The organism is Gilliamella sp. Lep-s35, assembly GCF_009795845.1.
In the GTDB taxonomy this organism is placed as follows: domain Bacteria; phylum Pseudomonadota; class Gammaproteobacteria; order Enterobacterales; family Orbaceae; genus Gilliamella.
The window spans coordinates 126,116-151,188 of sequence record NZ_WTEX01000001.1 but is presented as its reverse complement, the minus strand read 5'-3'; the positions used below and the strand labels follow the sequence as shown (position 1 = coordinate 151,188).

Sequence of the window (25,073 nt, the reverse complement as noted above, 5' to 3'; positions counted from 1 at the left end):
TTAGTTACCTTTTAGCAAATTAAGCGGTTTTTTCTTTTTTGAAAAAATCGCTTTATCCGTTAGTGGCCAGTTTTTTTCTTTGTCATTTAACAAACGTAATCCATCATCAATACCCCTTTTATAAGTACTTGGATACATAATAACTGTAGAGTTGGCCATTAGTGTTCTTAACAATTTAATTTCTTGATTTGAAAGCTCTAATTGAATTTGAGCCGATTCTTTTCTATTCTGAAAGCTCGATTTAATTCCTTCATTTAGATCAATGTAAATAATTTTTTTACCTACAATAATTGGTTTTATGCGATTTTTAGTAAAATTATCACTAGGAGAAACAAGTCTATCATTACCATAGCCTTTATTATTAGCGTTTGCTAATTCGTTGTCAGCATAAAAGACATAAAGATCGACAAGGTCGCCGGCCTTTAGATTTTTTACTAAATAAGAATCAATTTCATCTATTTTGAACGGAAACATATAATTTCCATCTTTTAGTGCAAGTAGTCGGTATTGTTCTGAATTAGGCGAGGCAAGAAACTGACTTTCTATTACAGTATCTTTAGCAATATTGTTTATAGCGACATAAGCATCAATTGCCATTGCATCGCTGATATATTTGGATACTTCGTTGCTTCCTGCTTCAACTTCAATTGATTTAAAATAGTAATCAGCCTTAGTCAAAATTGTATTTTTATTAATATCATGTTTTGCAACAGCGATTGTAATAGTTTGTTTTTGGGGCTCTTCTTTTTTAGGTTCTTCAACCACAACCTGCTGCTGAACCGGCGGTTCAGCAACGGGTTCTGGCGATGATTTTGTAAACAGTAATGCTAGCCCGACAAATAACATTAATATGTACAGAACTAGTAATTTTTTTTCTTTCATGCAAACTCCATGTGATGTTATATTTATTTTTGTTGCATTTATTTATTTTCTAAATAAAAATCAAACACAAAGCACTTTGCTTTACAAGCATCAGGACCTGCATCAAAATCCTTCACTATTGAATTTCGCTTTGTTTTTATTTGTAAAATTAATGTTTTTTCAGCCGTTAAAGTGCCTGTTACATTGCTAAAATCACGATCACTACGAGCAATTCGATTAATGATATAGTTTATTCCTGCTTTTGGAAGCGTTACATCATAAAGCGATAACTTGAACTCGGTTGGAGAAATCTTCTCAAGCAAGTATTGATTTTTGCTCAACGGGCTGACTGTTTCAAAGGTGACTCGACTGAATTTGTCATGTTCACCGGAGCGAACGGCTAAAATAGTCGATTTAGTTACCGCCTGATTGGATTGATTGGCTTGATTATTTTTTTGAGAACCTTTTTTAACGTCGGTTTCGGTTTCAGTGTCTAATTTTGCTATGTTTGCTAATTTAGCATTAACCTCTGACTTAGTTGTAGTTTGCGCTTTAGTTCCCTTTTTAGGTTTAATCACGGCATCTGTTTTAGGTGCTTTTTGTAATGCTGTTTTTTCAATCGTATACTGTTTTTGACTTTCACTTTGTGTTGGCTTGATCTCGTTAAATTTAATTGCATCGATTGGTTCAATTTGTTTTAATTCTTGAATTAAAATTTCTGGCTCGTTTGATAACCTATGCCCTATACAAAATGACTTAGCTAATTGTATTTTGTTTAACTTTACCAAAGTGTAAAGTAAATTATGAAGAATGGTTTGATCACGATACCCTTTTGTATATAAAATATTTAGGTACCGATAAGCTTCATTATAGTCTTTATTCAAAATTGATAGCATTGCCAAATTATTTGTGACTTTATTTTCGTCATAAAAGTTGTCTCGAGCTAGGTTGAACGAATAACGTGCTGCATCATATTGTTTCTTTTTCAACAAAACGATACCTTTTACATTATACGCCTCACCATTTTTGGGGTTAATTGCAATGGCTTTGTCTAAATATTCTAATGCTATGTCATTATTTCGCATTTTAGACTCAATATGTCCATATAAAACAAAAACATTATCATTTTTACTTTTCTTTAACACTGGCATTAATGTTCTTTTTGCAGCTTCAAAATCATGAGTAAGGTAATAGACTTGAGCAAGTTTATATCGAGTATCTTCGCTATCAGAACGTTGTAAACGTTGTTTATAAAGCTCAATTAACCCCCCATAATTTTTAGTTGCTTCATGGACATAAATTTTTTGTTTGTCATTTAAATCGTATCTAACGGTACTATTTTGGCACCCAGTAACAATAAATAACATTGAACATATCACCACGAGTTTGTGGGTTATCAAACTTTTTGATTTACAGCATATTGAAAAATAATTCATTATTTCTACATCCTATCACTTAATACTGTTATAATATTCATGACGACAGGTCCAGCAACAATAACAAGACAAGGTGCTAAAAACAATATCATCATTGGCAGTGTCATTTTGGCTGCAATCGCAGCAATTTTTTCATCTATAGATAATTTTTGCATTTCTCGCATTTCAGCTGATAAATCTAATAAAGCATCATAAATTGAATTACCATAGCTAATACTCCTTTTTAAGGTAACACAAAACATTCTAACTTCTTTACTTGGTACCTCTCGCTGAATTAAATCAATCGAGAGCTCAATACCATTAACATCCATCATTAAGCAAGCCCTTTCTAAAATAGCTGCCACATCTTTATTGATTGGTTTTACCCTTGTACTTAAATACCTAAAACCATTTTCAACGGTCATGCCCGATTTAACCATAATAGCCATCATATCAATAACCAATGGTAAATCTTGTGAAATTCTTCTAATTCTTCTTTCTGTTTGTCTTTTTAACAACCTATCAGGTATAAAAATAACCATAACTATAATTATAAATATAGCAATCGTTAAGATGCTAGAATCAAGTTCAATAAACGAAAATATCTGATTGACAAGATAAAAAAGTGAAAACACGATAATAACAGCATATATCTTCCAACTATTTTGTTCTTGAAATTGGCGCAAAAAACTAAGGCTTACACTATTTTTTGCGGCAATTTTTTCAAAAGCAACATTCTTTTGATTAACATGTTTTTTAGGTGCTTTTTTTTCTTGATTCTCATTATTTAATAGCAAGCTGATTTTTTGTTTTCTTTTACTTAATAAATAAGAACCAATTAACTCTTTGCAGCCAATATAAATTAAAATAATTGGAATTAATATATTTAATAAACTAGTCATAATTTAAACGATTTTATTAATCATTCCCTTTATAATGATAACACCAATAACCACACTGCCTATAACATAGTACAAAATACCGCGACCCACTGATGTATCCATTAAATAATCATAATGCGTCTGTGAAATCAATTTAAGTAAGAAGATAAACCCCAAAGGCATACAGCCTAATATTGTCATCGTCATTCTTAATTCGGCGGTTTTACCATCTCTGGTTTTAACTAAAACCTGATTGTTTGTTAACATTTTTGTTAACCGATTAAGCACCTCTTTTAATTCGCCACCACTATCAAGGTTAACCATGACCGTTAAAATAAAAAAGTAATATTCAGGGAAAGGCAGTCGTTGATAAGAGTTCATTAAAACCCCTTCAATATTATCACCAATTTCTATTCGCTTATCTACTTCCTTTAATGTTTTACCAACAACGCCTTCAATAGAGTCGCCGCACGCTTTAAAGCTTGTTGTTATGGCACTACCCGATGATACAATACCAGTAATGGTATTTAATGCTTCAGGAAATGTATTGTAAAATTCTTTTTTCAACTTTCTTTTTTTAAGAAAAAGCATAATAACAACCGTGCCAATACCACTAACTAAAGCTACAGTATAACTATCATAATGAAGATACTGTCCATTTAATATTATCCCCGCAACCGTACCGACAAAAATATAAACAAACAACCGACTTTTAGATTGCCCCATGATAAGTAAGTTATAATAAGATCGCATCATTACGTTAAAATCAAAGCTAATTCGCTGCCATAATGATTGCTGCCTTTGAGATAGTTGGCTTTCAACCAAACTAGACAAAGAAGTGTTTTTAACTTCAACATTATAAAAAACTTGTAATCGCTCTCTACGACGACGCAACGTCCACATATTTATAATAGCAGTAAGAATAAGCGCAATTGACAAAATAAAAATCATATGTTAATCCCTGCTGCGCTGAACATTAGTTTTTCTAATACATCTGACATATCATAATATTGGGCACTTTCATAAAGGGCTGATCGCTTTATTAAGCCATTACAGACAAATTCACCTTGAATCTTACCCTGTTCGTTTCTTTCGTCATGAATTTTAAATTTAAATACATCATGCGTAACAATATTTTCAGACTCTAAACCGATAACTTCGGTAATACTCATTACTTTACGTTGACCATCCGGCAAACGAGAAACTTGAATAATAAAATTAACCGAAGAGGCAATATAGTGCCGAATTGCCACAATAGGTAATTCGGACTGAGCCATAATGATCATACTTTCTAAACGCGATAAAGCATCTTTAGCTGTGTTAGCATGCAGGGTTGACATTGAGCCGTTATGCCCTGTATTCATAGCTTGAAGCATTTCAAAAGCCTCTTCACCACGACACTCCCCTAAAATAATTCGGTCTGGCCGCATCCGTAGTGCATTAACTAACAGATTTTGCATTGTTACCCGTCCACGCCCATCTTCACCGCCTGATTTGGTTTCCATCCTAAGCACGTGGTCTTGCTGTAGCCTTAATTCGGCCGCATCTTCAAGGGTAATAGTACGTTCATGTTCGCCAATAAAGCCTGATAATGCATTTAGCATTGTGGTTTTACCAGAACCAGTACCACCTGAAACAATAATATTCATTCGACAACGCGCTGCAATGACTAAAAAATTAGCCATATCTTCATTTAGTGAGCCATATTTAATTAAATCGTGAAATGTTCGGCGACCGGTACCAAATTTACGAATCGACATTGAGGTGCCATCAATCGCAATCGGTGGAATAACAACATTAAGGCGGCTGCCATCGGGCATTCGTGAATCGACTAATGGGTGCGCTTCATCAATATTTTTACCAACTTTATTCACTAACCGCCTTGCAATATCAAGCAGTTGGCGCTCGCTAATAAAAAACTTATCGGTTTTGCTAAGCACACCACCACGTTCAACATAAATGCTGAAAGGACCATTGACTAAAATATCATTGACCGATTCATCTTTCATTAATGAATCAATTGGACCATAACCAATAATTTCATCACAAATCATACCGGCCAATATATTTGACTCATCGGCAGTAATATAAGCATTGCCTGAATTGACAATATCTCTGATTATAGTTTGAATTTCGCGCAGGATTTTATTAGGTTCGTTTTTTAGTTGCTCAATTAAATCTAGATCAATGACTTGAAACACCAAATCACGAACCTTACCCCATTCACTAGAAAACTGTGGAAGTTTTTCATTATCCATGTTTATTCATCAGCACCCTGTATAAATAAAGCTATTGGCTTTTATTTTGCCAATAGCTTTATTTTATTACCCCAAAATAACAAATGTTATTAGATAATAATTTTAAATAAAAGCATATTAGCTATGCATAGCGAAAATGCAGTCGATTAAGAGCCACTAGAACTATTACCAGCACCAGTAATAACAGTCTGCATCTTCGTTTTTAATTGATCAAACGTATTTTTTAACATTTGGTCAACAGGGCCACCTGCTTTGAAAACAGCCAAAACAACCACCGCAATACCAGCTGCAACAACTGCATATTCGATCGCAGTAACACCTTGTTCGTTTTTAATGAATTTGCCTAAAAAAGCTCTTGCCTGGGCGCGGATCGCAGATAAATACATCATAATTTTCTCCTTAAATATTTCTTACATTTTTTATAAAATAATTTTACTCTCTTTACTGAAAGTAAATGAATTGTATAACATAATAAAAAATATTCAATAATTATTTCACAATATAAAAAAACATGTAAAATGCATACCGTTTTTATTTTCATTAGTTTGTAGAAATTCCTACAATTAAACAATATTTACATTGATTTATTATAAATAGTAACAAAAATTAACTATAACAATTATTTTTGACAAAAATACTTGAATATAGGATTGGGGCATATTTTATGAATTTATGTAGGATAAAAAAAGATCTTTCCATCAATGTTACTGCTATTAGTCTATACTTTTATTAGTGCGATTTGGTCTTACCGCTTTTATAAATATCATTTTTATATTAATTTTAGCGAATCTATTTTAGATAATCTCTATTTTTATATAATGATAATAACAACTTTATTTTTTATTATGATTGTACATAATTGCCTTTGTAGCGGTTATAAGCTTGTTGTTATTTTTGGCGTTTTATTGTTATTCCTTTTTTTATCAGAAGTTAGCTATTTTATTTTTTATGGGGACATGATATCAGACAGCCTACTTGATTCTATTGTTGAGACTAATTCTTACGAACTACTCTCAATGGCTAAGCAAGCGTTAATGATCATTGGCCCTGCATTTATTGCGACTTTGCTTATTTTATTTATTCTTAAAAAATTTGTCTGTATTAAATTTAGACTTTTTGTTCCCATAACCATTTATGGGTTTCTATTTTTCTTTATTATCTATTATTTAGCAAACTATTCAGCAATAAAATCTGATCTTAAGCGTGGGATCTATAAACCTGCTGTTAGTCCAATACGTAAATGTTATTCTGCTGTACTTGCTAATTTATCCTATATTTTACTTAGTTATACTACAACAGATATCTATTCAAATAGTCATGAAATTGAAAAGTTTAATGACGCTGTTCTTTTACCGCCTAATAAGCCGGATAACGACTTGATTGTATTTATTATGGGGGAATCTTCTTTCGTAAATCGCTATAGTAGCTATGGTTATCATAAGCAAACTACGCCTTTTATGACCAATATTTTTAGCCAAAATGGCGGGTGTATTATGCCAAATAGCCACTCAGCTGCAGCTTTTACTCGAGATTCAATACCTATGACACTCTCATTTAATGTACCTGAAAGTGATGATAATTTATTTAATAATAAATCGATTATTGAAATGGCCAAATTCAACCATTACAAAACCTATTGGTTAGCATCGGCTGCACAACAAATTCAAGATACATTAAATACTAAATTTGGTTTTATTGCTCGTAAAAGTGATGTTATTTCTTTTTCTGATACAGCTATTGATATTAATTTAAGTCAGCTATTAGAAAAAACCCTGAAAAAAGATAACTCGCCCCAAAAATTTATTTTGGTGCATTTGCGTGGTAGCCATCAACCTTATGAAGACGGTTATGATGACATTGATAAACAGGCTTTACCTGATGCTGAGGAATATGATCTAACTGTTCACCATACCGATCGTACAGTTAAAGCATTATATGATGTTATCAATAAATATAGTGATAACTATACTATAATTTATACTTCAGATCATGGTGAAATTGTCAATGTTGGGCATGGTATAGGGGACAATGTTGATCAGTTTCTAATCCCTTTTATGTTTATATCAACCAACCCACGTTATAACTGTGAGTATATTGAATCGTTTCGTGGGGAAAGTGGTTATTTAAGTGGGCTTATGAATAAATATATTTTATCTAATCTTTTGGGTTATGAAATTGATCAGGCTACTCTTAATAAAGAAAAAGGTAATGATCGAGTTGTTATGCCTAATAGTACTGTTAGGCCTTTTTCAGAAATTCTTAACAAACATTAAGCTGTTACTTGCTATAGGTTGAGTAATAAGTTAGAAATATACTATCGATTTTATACAAAACCAAATGAGGCTAAATGCCTCATTTTTACTATTACTTCTTTAGTTTATTTATAATTAGTTAAATTTATTATTCACACTTTAACAAATCGATAATCAATTTAAAAACATTTGAATGCCCTTTGCGACTTGGATAGTAAAGGTAAAATGAATCATAAGTAATGGCAAATTCAGCCAACAACTCAACCAACTCGCCCGATGCCAATTCTTGCTCAACACTAGAACGAGCAAGCCAAGTAATGCCTAAACCATCTAATGCGGCTTGCTTGCGTAAATGATTATTAATCATAAACTGCGAATGCGGATGGTATTTAACCATTTTTCCTGCTTGTAAAAATTCCCACGGCAATTCCGTACCATGATCCGAAGATATTCGCATACCAATTAAGCTGTGTTTATCCAAATCATTAATAGATACAGGTACGTCCTTTGCCTGCAAATAATTGGAGCTAGCAACTAAAGCCATTTTTAGTGGTGGAGATATTTTAACGGCAATCATCTCTTTGGCTATATCACTCCCTAAACGGCACCCCATATCAAAGCCTTGCTTAACAATATCCGCCCAGCTATTGTCGGCTTGAATTTCAATCTTAATTTGCGGATAACGGGGCAAAAAGTCGCGTAATTTAGGATAGATGATCTGTTCAACAGCAATGCTTGGAGCATTAATTCGAATGGTTCCTGATGGTGTATTAACAAAATGACTTAACGCATCAACTTCTTGATGAATAGAATCAAATAACGGCGAAATTTGCCGATATAACTGTTCACCTGCTTCGGTCAGTGAGACATTGCGCGTGGTGCGATTCAATAAGCGCAGATTTAACCGAGTTTCTAGATTCCTCATGCTATGGCTTAGTGCTGATGAAGTCACCCCCAACAATTGCCCAGCTTTAACAAAGCTAGAAGTCTGCGCCACGGTAATAAAATAATTTAGTTCATTTAGGTTATACATAATCAAGCTCTATTAGTGAATTTAATTCACTACACTATAAAACAAGCCCTTATTTATCTCAATAAAAGCGCTCGTTAAAATGGCAACTAATCACATCCAAAATAAATAACCCACAAACAACCTACAAAATTAAGGGGAGAGCATGACAAAAGACGTGATTGTATTATGCGGATCAGGTGCGATAGGCATTGCAATCGTCAGGCGCATAGCAATAGGCAAACAACTCCTATTAGCCGACAAAAACCCAGAACATGCCGAACATCAAGCACAACAACTACGCAATGCAGGGTTTAATGTGCATACCGCAGCTTGCGATGTATCAAACCCTCAATCGGTCAACAAATTAGTCGAAACAGCCACAAAGCTAGGCAAAATAATGGGCTTAGTTAATACAGCAGGGGTATCGCCATCGCAAGCTTCTGTAGCCCAAATATTTAACGTTGACTTATACGGTAATGCGCTATTATTAGACGCTTTTAGTCCTGTCATGGCAAAAGGCAGTTCAGCGTTAGTCATTGGTTCGCAATCTTCACACCGCTTAGCACCACTAACACAAGAACAAACCCAAGCCCTAGCCCTTACGCCGACAGAAGCCTTGCTTGATTTACCGTTTATAAAAAACGTTAACGATACCTTAAAAGCTTATCAACTAGCCAAGCGTGGCAATGCTATAAAAGTACAAGCTGAAGCTGTCAAATGGGGGCATCGGGGTGCTAGGATAAACTGCATTAGCGCAGGCATTATCCACACACCATTAGCAAATGACGAACTTAATGGTGAACGCAAGGACTTTTATCGCAATATGCTAAAACAGCTTCCCGCTGGCCGAGGCGGTACACCTGACGAAGTCGCTAACCTTGCCGAATTTATTATGTCAGACAAAGGCGCCTACATAACTGGCAGTGACATATTAATCGATGGTGGCGCCACAGCAAAATATTGGTGGGATAACAACAATTAATTTTGAATGAACATTATATTATCTAAAGGAATAAATTATGCATGAATTTAGTTTTCAAAATCCAACGCGTATAGAGTTTGGTATTGATAAAGAAAAAAACATAGGGCGCTATATGAAAGAATTTGGCGCCAAAAAAGTCGTTATCATCTTTGGCAGTGACCGCATTAAACAGTCTGGTTTATTTGATGATATTACAACTAGCCTATGCGAAAACGGCATTGAATTTACCCAATGTGGTAAAATAAAAAGTAACCCCGTTTTAAGCAAAGTGCGTGAAGGGATTGCAATAGCTAAACAATTTGGTGCTGATAGTGTTCTTAGTATTGGTGGTGGATCGTGTTTAGATAGCGCTAAAGCGATTGCAGCTGGTAGTTTGTACGATGGCGATGTTTGGGATTTTTTTACTGGCACCCAAGTAACCAAAGCGCTTAATATTTTTGATGTCATGACCTTAGCTGCAACCGGTAGCGAAATGAACAATGGCGGCGTTATCACTAACGAAGATACAAAACAAAAATACCCAATTCATGGTTTTAGTTTGTTTCCAAAAGTGTCGGTGATTAATCCTAAATTACAAACCACCATTAGCCGTGATTATCTGGTCTATTCTGCCGCTGATATTATTGCGCATTCTATTGAGGGATACTTCACCGCAACTGTTCAACCCGAATTGATTAATTTGCAAATCGAAGCCAATATAAAAACCGTCATGCGAACAACTGAACGGCTACTGCAAAATCCCAATGATTTAGATGCACGTGGTGAATTTGCTTGGGCGGCAACGTTAGCCTTAAATGGTTTAACGTATGTAGGTACCGCTGGATTTAGCTATCCAAATCATATGATTGAACACGCTATGAGCGCCATTTGTGATGTTCCTCATGGTGCGGGATTATCGGTAGTTATGCCCGCTTGGATGACATGGTATCACAGTCGTAACCCAAAACAGTTCCAACGTTTTGCTGAACAAATTTTTGGTTTATCAACGGCTGAACAAGGTATTGAAGCATTAAGAGCTTGGTTCAACAAAATCGGCACGCCAACCACGCTTGGGCAACTCAATATAAATGAGCATGAGTTAAAACGAGTGATTGATAACGCAGCGCAAAATGCGATTGATTGGCAAATGAGTGATGTTTATAGTCGGCAAATCATTGCGGGGATTTTTGATTTAGCGAAGTAATTCGTTGAGGTGGACTTGATTGATGTAGAGCATATAATGCTGATACATATCATAATATATATCACAAAAAACAAATATGACTTAAACGGCTAAAATATTTATGACAGGCCGTAGCCAAGCAGTTCGCTTACTAGCTAAGTTCAGATTTGATACAAAAGAGGTTTTTATAAAAAAAGACCCAATTACAGGAGTGTCATTTTATCCCAAAAAATGATAATTGGAGTGAGCTATTAAAACTCATAGCCACAGCTAATGCTTCTGGCGATGTTCCAGATAACTTCTTAAGCCCTGAAACTAGAGAGCAAGGCATTGAAGAAAGCGATCCACTAGAGGGAATCGACGAGTGAAATATATGCTTGATAATAATGTAGTTGCATGTTTTATAAAAAATAATCAAACAGTTATAAAGTAATTATTGACGCATTTTTTAGAACAGGTAAAATTTAGACAAATTAGCTATTTTAGCTAGAAAGGAAAATAAAATGTCAACTAAAGTTCTAACCGCTTATGAGGTCAAAAACCGATTTGGCGAGGCAATTCTTAGTGCACAAGCTGCACCGGTAACAGTCACTAAAAACGGTAAGCCCGTGTTAGTGATGATGTCGATGGAAGAATATCAGCTATTTGAAACGATGAAAAAAAATCATGTTGATGCGCAAATCAAGCTTGGATTAAAAGACGTTGAAGAAGCTAGCATAGTAGATGCCGATGCCTTCTTTAATAATCTATTAAAGGGCTAATCGTGCTATCAATAAAAATTACTCGACATGCAGCCAAACAAATAAAAAATATTTATCAGTATTCTATAAAAAACTGGGGTAAAGAGAAAGCGAAAGATTATCTTATAGGCTTGCATAAAACAATCTTTTTGCTTGCTCAGTCGCCAAGTATTGCCGTGCAATATGATAAGGGAATTTACTATTTTCCCAGTCAAAGTCATATTATTTACTTTATCCAAGATTCAAAGAAAATGATCGTTTTGACCGTGTTACATAAGTCCTGTTTACCTAGTAATGATCCAGTATTAAAAAAATAATTAAAAAGTAATTCTTATTTAATAATTTAATACTTCCTAAGTAATTAGGTAATTAAGGCTAAGTTTAAATATTTGTAACCTTCACTGTCATATGGATAATCCAACAATCCCTCACCGGAACGAAAACTAATTTTGTTGTCATGATAGTTGAAAGCGTAGTTATATGCATCAATCAACATTTCCATCTGTCGCTTTTTAGTAATTTGACACTGAGCAACGCCTGCTTTGAAATAAAGCCTTCTGGTTTTTAAAATAGTTTCCATGCATAAAATGGAAGTTTTGCTCCGCTAAATTCGAAAAGTTTAACAACGTTATGCATTATGAATTGGAGCGGGAAACGAGGTTCGAACTCGCGACCCCGACCTTGGCAAGGTCGTGCTCTACCAACTGAGCTATTCCCGCTTATTGAGGTACTTGGAAAGAAGTGGGAGCATTATACAAAAATTTTTGTGTCTAGCAACCACTTTTTACCATTATTTTTTATTTTTTATCTTTCCAACTAAGTGATTCAAAAAAACCAAATAAAAACAGGCGCAATACTTTGAATTTGTCTTGTTGTTTTTCTTGTTTGGTCATGGTTGAGTTTAACATCCATGCTTGTAAGCCATGAGTAACCGCAAAAGCGATTAACCCTACAATAGCAACCACATTTGCTGGTTTTGGGTAAGGGTGAATTAGGTTAAATAATAAAAATAGCCACATCAATGAGTATAAAGTTTTGCCAATAAAGATGAACATTAATTGTCTTTCCGTATAAAAAGGTAGCTGTGAACTTGACCGGCGGTTTTTTCGCGATGTAAGTGCCAATGAGTTGGGATATAGGTTGTTAGGTCGTGCCCTATTTCTGTTTCAATATAGATATAAGCCGATGGTTTGAGCCAATTATTTTGCTCAAGTTGGCTGACTGTTTTGGCAACCAATGATTGGTGAAACGGCGGATCGATAAATACAATATCAAACTGTTTTGGGGCTGTTTTTTTGAGCCACTCAAGGGTGTCAGTTTGATAAATTTCGATAACATCGCACGCAATTAGTTGTTTGTTTTTGTTAAGTAGCTGGGCAACTTGTTTGTCTTTTTCAAGCAAGGTGACGCTTTTGGCACCTCTTGATGCGGCTTCAAAGCCAAGTGATCCACTACCTGCAAAACAATCCAAGCAATGGCTGCCATGGATAACCGGCATTAACCAGTTATATAGGGTTTCTTTAATGCGATCGGTGGTTGGGCGTAGTCCTTGCTTGTCAAGCACTGTTAATTTTCGCCCACGCCACTTTCCGCCAATAATTCTTATTGAGCCATTCATGTTAAGCCCTTTATCAGAATAGTTCTGATGTGTTGCCTTCAGAATCGGTTACTTTCGTACCCACTTCTTTTGTCGCATAACCCGTTGGTTCAGTGCCTTTGATAAAATATTCTGACATGGTTTTAGAGCCAGAGCTAGGTAATAGGCCTGTTTTTTGATCGATAGTGACCGAAATCACATTGTCAGGTTTTACATCTTGTTTTACAGGAACATCTTTTAGGGCTACTTTCATATAATCAACCCATATAGGATTTGCTGTTACAGCGCCCGCTTCGGCTCGGAATGTTCGTCCTAAGTTACGACGGTGGTCATCAAAACCCATCCAAACGGTGGTCACTATATTGCCACCAAAGCCCGAAAACCAAACGTCTTTAGATGAGTTGGTTGTTCCTGTTTTACCGCCAACGTCTTTCCTGCCAAGTGCTTTTCCGCGCCATGCCGTACCTTGCCAATCTGAACCACCAAATACAATCGATCGAAGCCCATCTTTCATAATAAAGGCAATGCCACTATTTAGTGTATGTGGTGCATATTTTGGTGTGTCATCTGCATTATTGTCATTTGGGTTGATATTAGGCAATACTAAATCGTCGTCAGATTTAAGGTTGGCTTGTTCTGGCTCTTCGCTGTCTGTTGCGTTGACTTCATTTTCGACATTATCTAACGATACCACGGGTTTGACATCCTCAGTGACGACATCGTCATTACAAGTTTGGCAAGCAATCATTGGTTGATGTTGATAAATCATGCCTGTGCCATTGCTGTATTCTATTTTTTCAATTAAATATGGTGTAATTAAGTAACCACCATTGGTAATAACCGAATACGCTCTTGCTACTTGTAACGGAGTAAACGAGGCCGAACCTAATGCTAATGATTCATTATGCGAGATGTTTTCTTTAGGAAAGCCAAAACGCTCTAAATAATTTGCCGCATAATCTATACCAACGGCACGTAACGCCCTTACCATCATGACGTTTTTAGACATTCCTAAGCCAATTCTTAGCCGTAATGGTCCTGCATAAGTTGGTGGTGAGTTTTTAGGTCGCCATGTGGCACTGCCGGCTGAGCGGACAATAGGCGCATCATTAAGAAGTGTCGCCATTGTTAGCCCTTGCTCTAAAGTTGACGCATAAATAAATGGTTTAATGTTAGAACCTAATTGCCTTAGTGCTTGTGTGGCTCGATTAAATTTGCTTAAGTTAAAATCATAGCCACCTACAATTGCCTTAATTGCACCATTGTCTGAATCAAGCGATACCAGCGCAGCATTAACTGCAGGGATTTGTGCTAGCTCCCAGTTTTCAGCCGATTTTTTAACCCAAATAAGTTGCCCTGCTTTGAGCGTATCAGACACTTTTTTAGGGAAAGCGCCTTGTCTTGTGTCGCTAATAAATGGGCGCGCCCATTTCATATTTTGGTATGTAATGGTTATAGTACTTTTATCAGATAGTACCGCTGTTGCTTCTTCATCTGATGATGTTATAACTACCGCTGGACACATGCCGCTATAGCATATGTATTTGTTAAGTGTTTGTTGGATTTTATCTGTTTCCCATGCGGTTTCGTTTGGTTGCCATAGGACTTTTTCAGCACCACGATAACCATGTCTGATATCATAATCAATAATATGTTTTTGTACTGTTTCTGTTGCTGCTATTTGATCAGTTTTTGAAATAGTTGTATAGACTCTATAACCGTCTGTGTAGGCATTTTCGCCAAATTTATCATACATAAATTGGCGCGCCATTTCGGCAACATAAGGAGCTGAAAATTCGATTTGTGGTGTGTGATAACTTGTGCCAAGCGGTTTGTTAATGGCCTCGTTATATTGTGCTTGGGTGATATAGGATTGATCTAACATACGTCCTAATACCCAATTACGTCTAGTTAATGCGCGTTCAGGATGAGAAATGGGATTATATGCTGATGGTGCATTAGGTAAGCCCGCTAATAAGGCCGCTTCGTCAATTGTTAATTGATCGGGTGTTTTACCAAAAAAAGTGTAAGATGCCGCAGCAACGCCGTATGCTCTTGAGCCAAAGTTGATCATGTTAAGATATAGTGCCATGATCTCCTTTTTTGATAGCTCTTTTTCCATACGAATCGCTAGAATTACTTCTTTTGCTTTCCGTGCAATGCTTTTTTCAGGCGTTAGAAAGAAGTTTTTGGCAACTTGTTGAGTGATAGTACTCCCCCCTTGAGAAAATCCTTTTTGCTTTAAACCAATATACATCGCTCGCGCAATACCAATTGGGTCGATACCAAAATGTTCGTAAAAGCGTGAGTCTTCTGTTGCGATAACAGCATTAACAACTATTGGCGGAATCTCGTCATATTTTAACGGTGTTCTGCGTCGTTCACCAAAAATGGCAATTAATTCACCATCTTTACTTAGCACCTGCATGGGTGTTTGTAAGCGTATATCTTTTAATGTTGCAACATCAGGAAGGTCTTTAGAATAATAACTATAACCTGAAATGCCAATAATTAAGCCACAAAGAAATAGGCCAATGAATAGTTTTAGAATAATTTTTAACACTCTAATTAATATCACAAATCTTTCCTATCTACATTTTTTAAAGCAAAAACGATGCATCAGAAGCCTTTCTGCGCCAAATTTAGTGAAATTGTCTTTAAATAAAGGAATATCACATTAATACAATACAGAATAATGATTGTTCACCCATCTTTTAAGACATAATTATATTTGTGTATTATCTCCCATCTTTAGCTTTATTTTAAGCATTTTTTAACAAAATCATGAAATAATTCTATTTTAACTAAGTAGAGTAAGTATTATGTGGAGCACAAAACTAAGTATATCAAAGCAACAATTACTAATTTCAACGATTTTTTATTTAATATTAATCATACTTTGCCTAGTTATGTTTGCTAACACATATTTAAATTTTTACACATTTATTATTATTCCATTATTAATAATACAATGGTGGCGTAGTATGTGTTTTTTGAAAACAATTAAAGGGGAATTTGCATTATTTCACTATATCAATCAAATATATTGGCACAAACAACGTTGGTACCTAATGCATAAGCCATTGATATTCCGTTATGTTGTTATTTTAAATTTAAAATCTCGACGAAACGGAAAAAACGCTACACTTTGGTTAATGGTTGATAACCTTCAACCTAATGACTGGCGAACATTACGTTTTTATTTAAAACAGATTGAATTCACTTGATGCAACTACATACTTTTCTAAAACTTTTTGCCAAGATGGCTTTTAATTAATGTGATTTTTTAATCCAATACTGATATGGTTCAGATTCTATCTGTAATGAGAGTAATTCGTGATCCATATGACGGCAAAAGCTAGGCACATCACGCGTGGTGGCAAAATCATCCGCAATAATATAAAGAACTTGCCCTATGGCAAGTTCTCGGATGGTTTTTCTAATTAGCATAATAGGTTCTGGACAACGCAATCCAAGTGTGTTGAGTTCTTTGTCGATAGTTATGTTCATTTTTTAATATTTTGTTAATTATAAAAATAGTTTACTTAGATAATGAGGCACTGCATCTTGAGCGTTCGATCCAATGACTTCTAATTCTGGCAATAATTTTTTTAATTCTGCACTACCATTTTGCATTATACAGCCTTTACCTGCCACTTTTAGCATTTCGTAATCGTTCATACCATCACCAAAAGCGATGCTATCTTTTAAGCTGTAACCCAGTTTTTCAACAACGTTTTTTAATGCACTGCCTTTAGAAACATTTTCGGCCATAACTTCAAGGCAATTTAATGTTGAAAAGGCAACACTTATTTTATTACCAAATTTTGTCTCTAGGCGATTTTTTAGCTGAACAAGGTGTTGGTAAAGCGCATTATCAGTCGTTGTAAAATAAATTTTAGCAATATTAGTAGTATCAAAGTCAAGAGGATTAAATAATTGATAAGTAAACTGCGTATGGCGGTAAAACGCTAACGAAAATGTATCTTCTTTATTAATTAACCAATCATCACCACGATATAAGTGAGTATAAATTAGCGGATCATCCATGCTCATTTGAGCAATTTGGCTTGCCAGTGATGGTTCAATGCTTTGGCTAAAGACTAAATTACCTTGGCTATCATGTACTCTTGCACCATTTGAGGTTATCATAAAAGCATCTATTTCCATGTTTTCGCGCATTTGTGCAACATCAATATGGTGTCTGCCAGTTGCAAAAACAAAGTGAATATCTTTTTTGCGTAGAGCTTGAAGAACTTGTTTGGTATAAGGCGATAAGTTATGTTCAGGAGTTAATAAAGTCCCGTCTAAATCAGAAGCAACAACATGCATAATATTCTCGACTTTTCTAATAAATAGTAATGGCTAAAATAATATGCTTTGAATAATAATGACAATCAAAGCAAAGATTAAACACAAGTTTTAGTATGATACAACTGTGTTAACATTTACTCAACCAATTGCGGTGTAATAAAAATAACTAATTCGCGTTTTTGTTGTTTTTTGCTGTTGTGTTTAAATAAATTGCCAATTATTGGCATGTCACTAGCCCCTGGGACTTGCCGTTTGTTATTAGTATTAACTTGTTGAAAGATTCCCCCTAATACCAGGGTTTCTCCATTTTTTATTTGTACTTGTGTTTTGATCTCTTGCGTATCAATTGCCAGCGCTTCACCGCCATCACTGCGTTTTATTGAACGCCCTGCCGTATTTTGTGTAATATATAAATCTAAAATAATGCGACCATCAGACAGTATTTTCGGTGTCACTTCTAACCCTAATACCGCTGATTTAAATTCAATTGACGTTGCACCATTGCTACCGCTAGATACTTCGTAAGGGATTTCGGTACCTTGTTTTATTGATGCCATGTTTTGATTAGAGGTAAGTAAATTCGGACTGGCGATAATTTCTAATTGATTTTCAGATTCAAGTGCTGATAGTTCTAAATTAAGCAAACTCCCCGATAGTTTTGCTAAATTAAACCCCACTGTTGTGGACGGATGCGCAACACCAAGACCAACATCAAACTTATCCAATAATTGCGATGATTTACCTGTGTACCCCCATTTAATACCAAGCTGTGACATGCTTTCATCACTCATAGTGACAATATGCGCTGAAATATGAACTTGGGGCATAGGTTTATCAAGCGTTTTTACTAATTTTTTGATGTGAGTAAATTGTTTGGCTAAATCAGTAATAATCAGTGAATTGGTGCGTTTATCGTGTGTTATCTTTCCCCTTTCGGATAGTAGCCCTTGCTGCTGAATTGTTTCGATTAACGTTGTTGGATCAGCATGATTAATCGCTATTGATAAGGAGTTAAGTGGTTGGCTAAGCTCTTGTTCTTTTTGTTCTAATTGTTTTTTTTGCAATAATATATCAGGATCAGGCGCTTTAGAAATAAACAAAATATTGTCATCAATGTCAGCGTGTAAATTTGCTGAGTCTAATACAATCTTTAGTGCTTTGTGCCAATCAACGTTATTTAATTTTATGGATTGCTTTATGGGGAGATCTTCTGTCATAACCAAATTCATCTGTTTACTATCGGCTAGCGCCTGTAAAATGATGGCAATGTCGGTTTGATAAAATGTCATTGAGACATTTTTTTGCTGTTTGACTGTTAATGATTGATCGATATTGGCATAACTAACTTTTATTCCAATAATAAAAAAAATGAAAATAATTGTTATTGCCAAATTGCTTTTAGCTTGACACACAAGGTTAATAGTGTGATTTAGCCGTTGATTTTTAGTGTCGTTATTCATTGATAGGCATTGTCCATGATAGAGTTTGATGGCAATAATCAGGTAAATCTGCTTGCCAAATAATTTTATCGTTGAGTAAAGATTGCACATGCCAAGGAAATAAGACATTTGGCACCGCATCGTCGGTTATTGCTAGCCATTGATTATCAGATACTAGCCAAATCTGCTGATAATGTTGATCAATTTGTTTCATCATCCCCCTAAAATGCCAAGCTTGAATTTGTTCAAGTAATTGTTCGCTTTGTTCACTACAAGAAACCGAATAATAGGGTTGAAAAGGATCCCGTTCTAAAGGTTTATCTGCTTTAAGATCAAAACAGACAAAAAATAATAAACTGGTGCATAAAAATAAATAACGCATCACCCATTATCCTTTTTAAACAATAATGTAAAGCTGAACTGTAACTGCTGATCTTGTTTACTGATTTTTAGATTTTGAAAATCAAGAAAATAAAAGTCATCGGTCAATGATGAAATTAAATTCATAAAATTAAAAAACTGACCATTTAGCTCTATATCCCAATTCACTGTTTGGTCTGTTTGATAACGCTTGAAGGTGCTCAACTCAAGGTGATGTTGTTCGATCGCCTGTGCTAATTCTTGTTCTGATATCAAGCTATATAAACTATTTTTACTTGTTTGGTAACGATTCACTTTGGCCTGTAATAGCTGCGTTTCAGTAATTTTTTGCCGATACGCGTTAGCATTTGATTTAACTTGTTGCTCAATGTCGTAAATAAAAATTAGATAAACAACCACAAAAACGGTCAAACAACAAAATATAGACAGTAGATATTGTTGCCAAATTGGGCGATTAAAAAAGTCACTGTTCATTAAGGCGTATTTCCATTTCAAAAACTAAGTTTGTTTTATTAGATAAGACAGTGCTTATTCGGCTGTCGCTGATATTTTTCAGCGTTAATAGATTTTGATTAAAATTAGTTAACTCAACATAATTAAAACTTTGCCCATCAATCGTAATTTTTTGTTGTTCATAATAAAAAGAGTCCAACCAAATCACCGAAGGTAACTGCACTGAAAGCAACGATAATGCGTCTTGAATCTGTTTTTGACTTAATGATGGGTTAGGTAAATAATTAGATAATTCAGCTGTGAGTTTTTGTACCACTTGCTGCTGTTCTAGCAGTTTTTGCTCATAATATTGCTGTTCATTTCGGGCTTGAATCCACCAATAACAAAGCAAACAGCTAATTACGCCAATAAGGCTAACAATCGTGTAAGCTAATTGCCGCCGGTGTTTTATTTGCTTTTCTTGTCGCCACGGTAAAAAATTAATTTTAGCATGGTCAACTCGACAACCAACAAATGTTAATGGTAATTCATACTTTTTAAAAAGATTTATCCAGCTTTCAATATAATTACGCTCAGCTATCATCACGGTAACATATTCATTTTTTTTAGTTGGATAAATAAAATCAAAAAATACATTTTTAGTGGGTAATTGAAATAATTTATAAATATTAGCTTCAACATATAAAATCAATTCACTTAAATTTAACTTTATATCTGGTAAGACAAGTTGTTGCGTTTGGATTAAATTGGTATCCAAATTAATTTCAAATTCAGTCCGTCCAGCAAATTTTTTTTGTAAATCACTTAAAAATAAATCTACATCGGCTTCATTTTGATAATGAAATGCAATTAAACCATCGCTTGTGTCTAATGTAGTTATCTGCTTGGCAGAGCTAACTGCCTTATAGCGTAAAATAGCGGGCTGAACATAAATAATGACGCGTTCTTTATTAAAAACCATGATGAATTAACTTTTATCTGTGATAACCGAATCGCTTTATCATAGTAATTCTTTACCAAATAAAAATAGAGAAAAGTAATTTTTGCGAACTAGCACCCAAAAAATGTTTAAAATTAAATCGAACAAGGTGGATTTTAGAGAAATTTAAAAAAAAAGGTTGACTGAAACAAGACGTGCCTTATAATGCACATCCACACGGTAAGGGTGATTAGCTCAGTTGGGAGAGCACCTCCCTTACAAGGAGGGGGTCACTGGTTCGAACCCGGTATCACCCACCAATCTTTGCCGTGACGTTTTAGAGATAAAACATTTGGGGTGATTAGCTCAGTTGGGAGAGCACCTCCCTTACAAGGAGGGGGTCACTGGTTCGAACCCGGTATCACCCACCATCTCTAGATGGGTCGTTAGCTCAGTCGGTAGAGCAGCGGACTTTTAATCCGTTGGTCGAGCGTTCGAATCGCTCACGACCCACCATTTAACTACATAAATCTTAAGTAAATCAAATCGATCTAATCAAAAACAAGAAAAGCGATGAGAACGCCAGTGTTCGACAAATTTGTCCGGAACAAATTTGAACAACACGCAGTGTTGGCCCCGCAGGGGTGAGGCACACGATGTGCCGAATAATCGCTCACGACCCACCATTTAACTATACATTTCCTAATCAAATTAAATTAATCTATTTAAGAAAAGCGATGAGAACGCCAGCAAGCGCTCTACAAATTGCAAGAACAAGGCTAAAGGAGATGATTGACGATGAGTAAAAAACACAGCACAACATTTAGTGAAATCAAAGATATCGCGCTCGCCAACCCTGCGGTGAGGGCTGCGTATGATGAAGCTGAAGACGAGTGGAAATTGCGTGAATTATTGCTGAAAGCGAGAAAAAATGCGAAACTATCTCAAACTGAGCTAGCAAAACGTTTAGGTGTTGCATCATCGAATATAAATAGAATTGAGAAATCACCACTTAACACAAATATAAAAACGATTTTAAAATATTTAAACGCGTGTAATGCAAAAATAGATATGAATTTATCCACTCTATAAAATAGGGGGAGTATATATCACACTCCTCTTGTAAACCGTCAATAAACGACTAATTGATTTATTGATATATTTTAAACTATCGAAATTACTCACTTTGTTTACAGTAATTTGAAAAACTACTGTAAACAACTTGGCGTTTTCCTACATATTAACATTTAAATACTAGTTGATAGCTATAATGCTTATCTGTCAATAAAAACTCACGATGTACATTTGGTGTCCAAGAATCATCTCCACCAATTCCCATATGATAAGCATCAATACTTATATACGCGCATGACCTAGGCTCCAATAAATGACGATGAGTTTTTTCTATTAATTGCTCTGTCCCATATTGATTAACGTTAAATTTAAACTGATGTCCAGTTATGATCATCTCATTAAGTTGCAATCTTTTAACCTCGCAACGTAACCCATTTTCACATGGATAAATATAAGGTGTATAAAGTTCTGCAAAAGGTAACGACCAATCACCAAAAATAGCTGATGTTTTTCGATCAGGATAATTTTCATGAGGCCCTAAGCCAAGCCATTTTACTTTTTTAGGAATCTGTTTCATTTGATAACATAAACCGATTCGTGCCGGTGCAGGCATATCATTAGCAATATCAACTTGCACAGATAAAGTTAATTTGCCTTCTTGATCGAACAGGTATTGCCATTTAGTTTGAATGACTTTTTTGTTTTTGAACAAATATCCATGCAGTGCTTCGATCACAATCTTATCTGTTGATTGTGTAATATGCATCCCTAAACATTGGTGGATTAGATCGTAATAACCAGCGGCTTTCCACTGCTCAACCCAAGCGAATGGATTATTATTACTATCAAAATCGCCACTAATACCAATATCATTATCAATAGGTGCACGAACAAACTGATCAGCAAAAGGTGAAGCTAATAATGGTTTATTACCTTTTGTCCATTGGTAAAGCTGGCCAGTTTTTTTATTAAATAGCCAACTTTGGTTTTTGTAATTAATGATGTAATCATCTTTAGTTTCAGTCAATTTTAGTTTATTGTTTGCTTGGCAAAAAGTTAATGAAGGAATATAAGAATTAGCTAATTTCCACTGTTCCCATGCAACAATATGACCAGCTTGTGACCATGGTGTAGCCTTGTTTTGAATAACACGAACTAATAAATGTAAGTCTTCACAATTTAAATCATTTGCTATATTGTCAAGTAAAGTTATTTGCAATGAACTATCTGGCTTGATATCAAGTTTTATTTTCCCGCTTTGATGTTTTTTTCCATTAACTAACAATTCCCAATATAAAGTTTCATTATTTGCATGGTGAAATAGATATTCGCTTGTAATATCAATAACCAACGGTTTTTGACTAATTAGCTTAAATTGGAATGGCTGTTGTACTTTTTTGGCTTCAATCAAACTTGGGTGAGAAGTTCTATCCGGAAAGACTAATCCATCCAAACAAAATTGCCTATCATGATAAGCCTCACCAAAATCACCACCATAAGCCCAATAACTTTCACCAGATTGGTTTTTACGGCGTATACCATGATCAGCCCATTCCCAAATAAACCCACCTTGTAGCCTAGGATATTGTCTGAACGCTTGCCAGTATTTATAAAATCCACCTAGGCTATTACCCATTGCATGGGCATATTCACATAAAATAAGTGGACGATTTTCGTCAGGTAATGAAATCCATTTTTGTATTGCCCATTTTGGAACGTTAGGATGGGGCTGATCTTGTTCAACGCGGGCATACATTGGGCAAATTATATCGGTGGCGGTAGTATTAGCGCCACCACCTTCATATTGTACTGGGCGGGTTGGATCGTTACTTTTGATCCAAGCATAAAGGGCATCGTGGTTTGATCCGTGCCCTGATTCATTTCCGAGTGACCAGATTATAATAGAGGGATGATTGCGATCGCGCTGAACCATTCGCGTTACTCGCTCACTATAAGCTGCAAGCCATCTAGGATCGGCCGACAAACGAGACATAGGAAACATACCATGTGATTCAATATTGGCTTCATCAACTAAATAAAGTCCATATAGATCACAAAGATCATACCAACGCGGATCATTAGGATAATGACTACACCTAACAGCATTAAAATTATGTTGTTTAATTAATTTTATATCATGCAACATAGCTTCTTCGGTTAATGCATATCCTAAATCAGGATAGAACTCATGGCGATTTGTGCCTTTAATTAATAGTGGTTTACCATTTAAGCATAGTTGTCCATGTTTAATTTCAATAGTCCTAAATCCAACGTTATAAGCTTCTGATTCAATTAATCCTGTTTTTTTGTGATATAAACTAACCACAATTCGATAAAGGTTTGGGGTTTCAGCGCTCCATAATTGTGGTTTAGTAACCGGTATTTGACAACATAAACGGTCAGTGTATCCTCCTTTTTCGTCAACAAAGGGTAAACCAATTGATTGCATATGCTCGACAACTAACTTATCTTGGTGCCACAATTCAATACCTACATCCAATAAATCCATATTTCCATCATGCTGAATATCGGCCTGTAGAGATAAAGTGGCATTTTGATAACAAGCGTCAAGTAAAGTATCAATGTGAATATCACGTAAATGTGATTTAGGTTTATTTAATAATGAAACGCTGCGGAAAATACCACTTAACCGCCACATATCTTGATCTTCAAGATAGCTGCCATCACACCATTTTAGAACTAATACAGCTATGCGGTTTTTACCGACTTTCAAAAAAGGCGTTAGATCAAATTCTGCTGGAATTCTACTATCTTGCGAATAACCAACCCATTGTCCATTACACCAAAGATGAAATGCAGCGCTAACTCCATCAAAGATAATCCGTGTATCACCTTTAGCTAGCCACTCTTTAGTCATAGAAAAATATCGTGAATAACATCCTGTTGGATTTTCATCTGGCACATAAGGCGGATTATAAGGAAAAGGATAACGTATATTGGTATAAACTGGCGCATCATATCCCTTCAACTGCCAGTTAGATGGTACTTCAATTGTAGTTGCATCAAGTTCTTTTTGTAACCATGACTCTGGAACTTGCTTGGGACTTGTAAAATAGCTAAAAAACCACTCCCCATTTAATGATAATACAGCATTTGAATCACTATTATTTTTAGCTTGCTCTTTATCTCGCCAACTATGAAATTTAGGATGTGTTTCAAGTCGATTTAAATTCAAAACAGATAAATTATTCCAATCGCGACGGTTTATAATTTCATTGAAAGTAGGATTCATATATTCTCCACCTATTCGGTTTGTGATGTAATACTGATTCATGATAATTACAAGGATTACTATTGATTTTTAAGAATTAT

At 35.2% G+C, this 25,073-nt stretch carries 26 protein-coding genes, 4 tRNA genes and 1 pseudogene; 12 read left to right on the top strand and 19 right to left on the bottom strand.

Going from position 1 to position 25,073, the window contains the following annotated elements; translation table 11 throughout:
* The 6 genes from GQ590_RS00760 to GQ590_RS00735 all read right to left on the bottom strand — a co-directional run bounded on the left by GQ590_RS00760 (position 1) and on the right by GQ590_RS00735 (position 5,804).
* Positions 1-882, bottom strand: a complete 882-nt coding sequence (locus GQ590_RS00760; RefSeq protein WP_160405917.1) for a hypothetical protein — start codon at positions 880-882, stop codon at positions 1-3.
* Between the two features lie 38 nt (positions 883-920).
* On the bottom strand, positions 921-2,228 hold the full coding sequence (locus GQ590_RS00755; RefSeq protein WP_160405916.1) for a lipopolysaccharide assembly protein LapB: 1,308 nt from the start codon (positions 2,226-2,228) through the stop codon (positions 921-923).
* Between the two features lie 74 nt (positions 2,229-2,302).
* On the bottom strand, positions 2,303-3,178 hold the full coding sequence (locus GQ590_RS00750; RefSeq protein ID WP_160405915.1) for a type II secretion system F family protein: 876 nt from the start codon (positions 3,176-3,178) through the stop codon (positions 2,303-2,305).
* A gap of 3 nt (positions 3,179-3,181) precedes the next feature.
* Positions 3,182-4,108, bottom strand: coding sequence for a type II secretion system F family protein (locus GQ590_RS00745; protein WP_160405914.1), 927 nt, complete (start codon positions 4,106-4,108; stop codon positions 3,182-3,184).
* The gene (locus GQ590_RS00740; protein WP_160405913.1) at positions 4,105-5,415 is read right to left on the bottom strand and encodes a CpaF family protein; all 1,311 of its coding nucleotides are present in this window, start codon (positions 5,413-5,415) and stop codon (positions 4,105-4,107) included. The genes GQ590_RS00745 and GQ590_RS00740 overlap by 4 nt, the downstream gene beginning before the upstream one ends.
* A 146-nt stretch (positions 5,416-5,561) precedes the next feature.
* Positions 5,562-5,804 carry a Flp family type IVb pilin gene (locus tag GQ590_RS00735; protein ID WP_160405912.1) on the bottom strand — a complete coding sequence of 81 codons (243 nt, stop codon included), beginning with the start codon at positions 5,802-5,804 and terminating at the stop codon, positions 5,562-5,564.
* Positions 5,805-6,371: 567 nt separating this feature from the next.
* Here GQ590_RS00735 and GQ590_RS00730 point away from each other — a divergent pair.
* Positions 6,372-7,688, top strand: a complete 1,317-nt coding sequence (locus GQ590_RS00730) for a sulfatase-like hydrolase/transferase (RefSeq protein ID WP_160405911.1) — start codon at positions 6,372-6,374, stop codon at positions 7,686-7,688.
* A gap of 127 nt (positions 7,689-7,815) precedes the next feature.
* On the opposite strand, the gene GQ590_RS00725 is transcribed toward GQ590_RS00730, so the two are convergent.
* Positions 7,816-8,700, bottom strand: a complete 885-nt coding sequence (locus tag GQ590_RS00725; RefSeq protein WP_160405910.1) for a LysR family transcriptional regulator — start codon at positions 8,698-8,700, stop codon at positions 7,816-7,818.
* A 142-nt stretch (positions 8,701-8,842) separates the two neighbouring features.
* Between GQ590_RS00725 and GQ590_RS00720 the strand changes: the two genes are divergently transcribed.
* From GQ590_RS00720 to GQ590_RS00705, 5 genes and pseudogenes are all read left to right on the top strand, one after another.
* Positions 8,843-9,661 carry an SDR family oxidoreductase gene (locus tag GQ590_RS00720; RefSeq protein ID WP_160405909.1) on the top strand — a complete coding sequence of 273 codons (819 nt, stop codon included), beginning with the start codon at positions 8,843-8,845 and terminating at the stop codon, positions 9,659-9,661.
* Positions 9,662-9,698: 37 nt separating this feature from the next.
* Positions 9,699-10,844, top strand: a complete 1,146-nt coding sequence (locus GQ590_RS00715; RefSeq protein ID WP_160405908.1) for an iron-containing alcohol dehydrogenase — start codon at positions 9,699-9,701, stop codon at positions 10,842-10,844.
* Between the two features lie 100 nt (positions 10,845-10,944).
* Positions 10,945-11,191, top strand: a pseudogene (locus GQ590_RS12810) (antitoxin).
* Between the two features lie 135 nt (positions 11,192-11,326).
* On the top strand, positions 11,327-11,584 hold the full coding sequence (locus tag GQ590_RS00710; protein ID WP_160405907.1) for a type II toxin-antitoxin system prevent-host-death family antitoxin: 258 nt from the start codon (positions 11,327-11,329) through the stop codon (positions 11,582-11,584).
* 2 nt (positions 11,585-11,586) lie between these two features.
* Positions 11,587-11,880 (top strand): type II toxin-antitoxin system RelE/ParE family toxin, encoded by a 294-nt coding sequence (locus tag GQ590_RS00705; protein WP_160405906.1) that lies wholly within the window; start codon positions 11,587-11,589, stop codon positions 11,878-11,880.
* 44 nt (positions 11,881-11,924) lie between these two features.
* On the opposite strand, the gene GQ590_RS00700 is transcribed toward GQ590_RS00705, so the two are convergent.
* The 5 genes from GQ590_RS00700 to GQ590_RS00680 form a co-directional block, all read right to left on the bottom strand.
* On the bottom strand, positions 11,925-12,143 hold the full coding sequence (locus GQ590_RS00700) for a hypothetical protein (protein ID WP_160405905.1): 219 nt from the start codon (positions 12,141-12,143) through the stop codon (positions 11,925-11,927).
* A gap of 63 nt (positions 12,144-12,206) precedes the next feature.
* Positions 12,207-12,282, bottom strand: a tRNA-Gly gene (locus GQ590_RS00695).
* Positions 12,283-12,360: 78 nt separating this feature from the next.
* Positions 12,361-12,618, bottom strand: a complete 258-nt coding sequence (locus GQ590_RS00690) for a DUF1145 domain-containing protein (RefSeq protein ID WP_160405904.1) — start codon at positions 12,616-12,618, stop codon at positions 12,361-12,363.
* Positions 12,618-13,181: a 16S rRNA (guanine(966)-N(2))-methyltransferase RsmD gene (gene rsmD, locus GQ590_RS00685; RefSeq protein WP_160405903.1), complete on the bottom strand. Its 564-nt coding sequence runs from the start codon at positions 13,179-13,181 to the stop codon at positions 12,618-12,620. Before rsmD ends, GQ590_RS00690 begins: the two co-directional genes overlap by 1 nt.
* Before the next feature lie 13 nt (positions 13,182-13,194).
* The gene (locus GQ590_RS00680) at positions 13,195-15,738 is read right to left on the bottom strand and encodes a PBP1A family penicillin-binding protein (RefSeq protein WP_202112819.1); all 2,544 of its coding nucleotides are present in this window, start codon (positions 15,736-15,738) and stop codon (positions 13,195-13,197) included.
* A gap of 244 nt (positions 15,739-15,982) precedes the next feature.
* Between GQ590_RS00680 and GQ590_RS00675 the strand changes: the two genes are divergently transcribed.
* A complete protein-coding gene (locus GQ590_RS00675; RefSeq protein WP_160405902.1) occupies positions 15,983-16,387 on the top strand; it encodes a protein YgfX in 405 nt (134 codons plus the stop codon).
* Between the two features lie 46 nt (positions 16,388-16,433).
* On the opposite strand, the gene tusA is transcribed toward GQ590_RS00675, so the two are convergent.
* The 6 genes from tusA to GQ590_RS00645 form a co-directional block, all read right to left on the bottom strand.
* On the bottom strand, positions 16,434-16,670 hold the full coding sequence (tusA, locus tag GQ590_RS00670) for a sulfurtransferase TusA (protein ID WP_160405901.1): 237 nt from the start codon (positions 16,668-16,670) through the stop codon (positions 16,434-16,436).
* A gap of 18 nt (positions 16,671-16,688) precedes the next feature.
* Positions 16,689-17,495, bottom strand: coding sequence for a Cof-type HAD-IIB family hydrolase (locus GQ590_RS00665; RefSeq protein ID WP_160405938.1), 807 nt, complete (start codon positions 17,493-17,495; stop codon positions 16,689-16,691).
* Between the two features lie 113 nt (positions 17,496-17,608).
* Positions 17,609-18,934: a secretin N-terminal domain-containing protein gene (locus tag GQ590_RS00660; RefSeq protein ID WP_202112817.1), complete on the bottom strand. Its 1,326-nt coding sequence runs from the start codon at positions 18,932-18,934 to the stop codon at positions 17,609-17,611.
* The gene (locus tag GQ590_RS00655; RefSeq protein ID WP_160405900.1) at positions 18,927-19,295 is read right to left on the bottom strand and encodes a hypothetical protein; all 369 of its coding nucleotides are present in this window, start codon (positions 19,293-19,295) and stop codon (positions 18,927-18,929) included. Before GQ590_RS00655 ends, GQ590_RS00660 begins: the two co-directional genes overlap by 8 nt.
* The gene (locus GQ590_RS00650; RefSeq protein ID WP_160405899.1) at positions 19,295-19,768 is read right to left on the bottom strand and encodes a hypothetical protein; all 474 of its coding nucleotides are present in this window, start codon (positions 19,766-19,768) and stop codon (positions 19,295-19,297) included. Before GQ590_RS00650 ends, GQ590_RS00655 begins: the two co-directional genes overlap by 1 nt.
* A complete protein-coding gene (locus GQ590_RS00645; RefSeq protein WP_160405898.1) occupies positions 19,758-20,708 on the bottom strand; it encodes a PilN domain-containing protein in 951 nt (316 codons plus the stop codon). The genes GQ590_RS00650 and GQ590_RS00645 overlap by 11 nt, the downstream gene beginning before the upstream one ends.
* A 202-nt stretch (positions 20,709-20,910) precedes the next feature.
* Between GQ590_RS00645 and GQ590_RS00640 the strand changes: the two genes are divergently transcribed.
* From GQ590_RS00640 to GQ590_RS00620, 5 genes are all read left to right on the top strand, one after another.
* Positions 20,911-20,986 (top strand) — tRNA-Val (locus tag GQ590_RS00640).
* Between the two features lie 35 nt (positions 20,987-21,021).
* Positions 21,022-21,097 (top strand) — tRNA-Val (locus tag GQ590_RS00635).
* 9 nt (positions 21,098-21,106) lie between these two features.
* Positions 21,107-21,182: transfer RNA gene (locus tag GQ590_RS00630), tRNA-Lys, on the top strand.
* A gap of 140 nt (positions 21,183-21,322) precedes the next feature.
* Positions 21,323-21,472 (top strand): hypothetical protein, encoded by a 150-nt coding sequence (locus GQ590_RS00625; RefSeq protein ID WP_160405897.1) that lies wholly within the window; start codon positions 21,323-21,325, stop codon positions 21,470-21,472.
* Positions 21,465-21,758 carry a helix-turn-helix transcriptional regulator gene (locus GQ590_RS00620; RefSeq protein ID WP_160405896.1) on the top strand — a complete coding sequence of 98 codons (294 nt, stop codon included), beginning with the start codon at positions 21,465-21,467 and terminating at the stop codon, positions 21,756-21,758. Before GQ590_RS00625 ends, GQ590_RS00620 begins: the two co-directional genes overlap by 8 nt.
* A gap of 148 nt (positions 21,759-21,906) precedes the next feature.
* Here the strand turns inward: GQ590_RS00620 and GQ590_RS00615 are convergent, their stop codons facing one another.
* Positions 21,907-24,993, bottom strand: coding sequence for a beta-galactosidase (locus GQ590_RS00615; RefSeq protein WP_160405895.1), 3,087 nt, complete (start codon positions 24,991-24,993; stop codon positions 21,907-21,909).
* Positions 24,994-25,073: the final 80 nt, after the last annotated feature.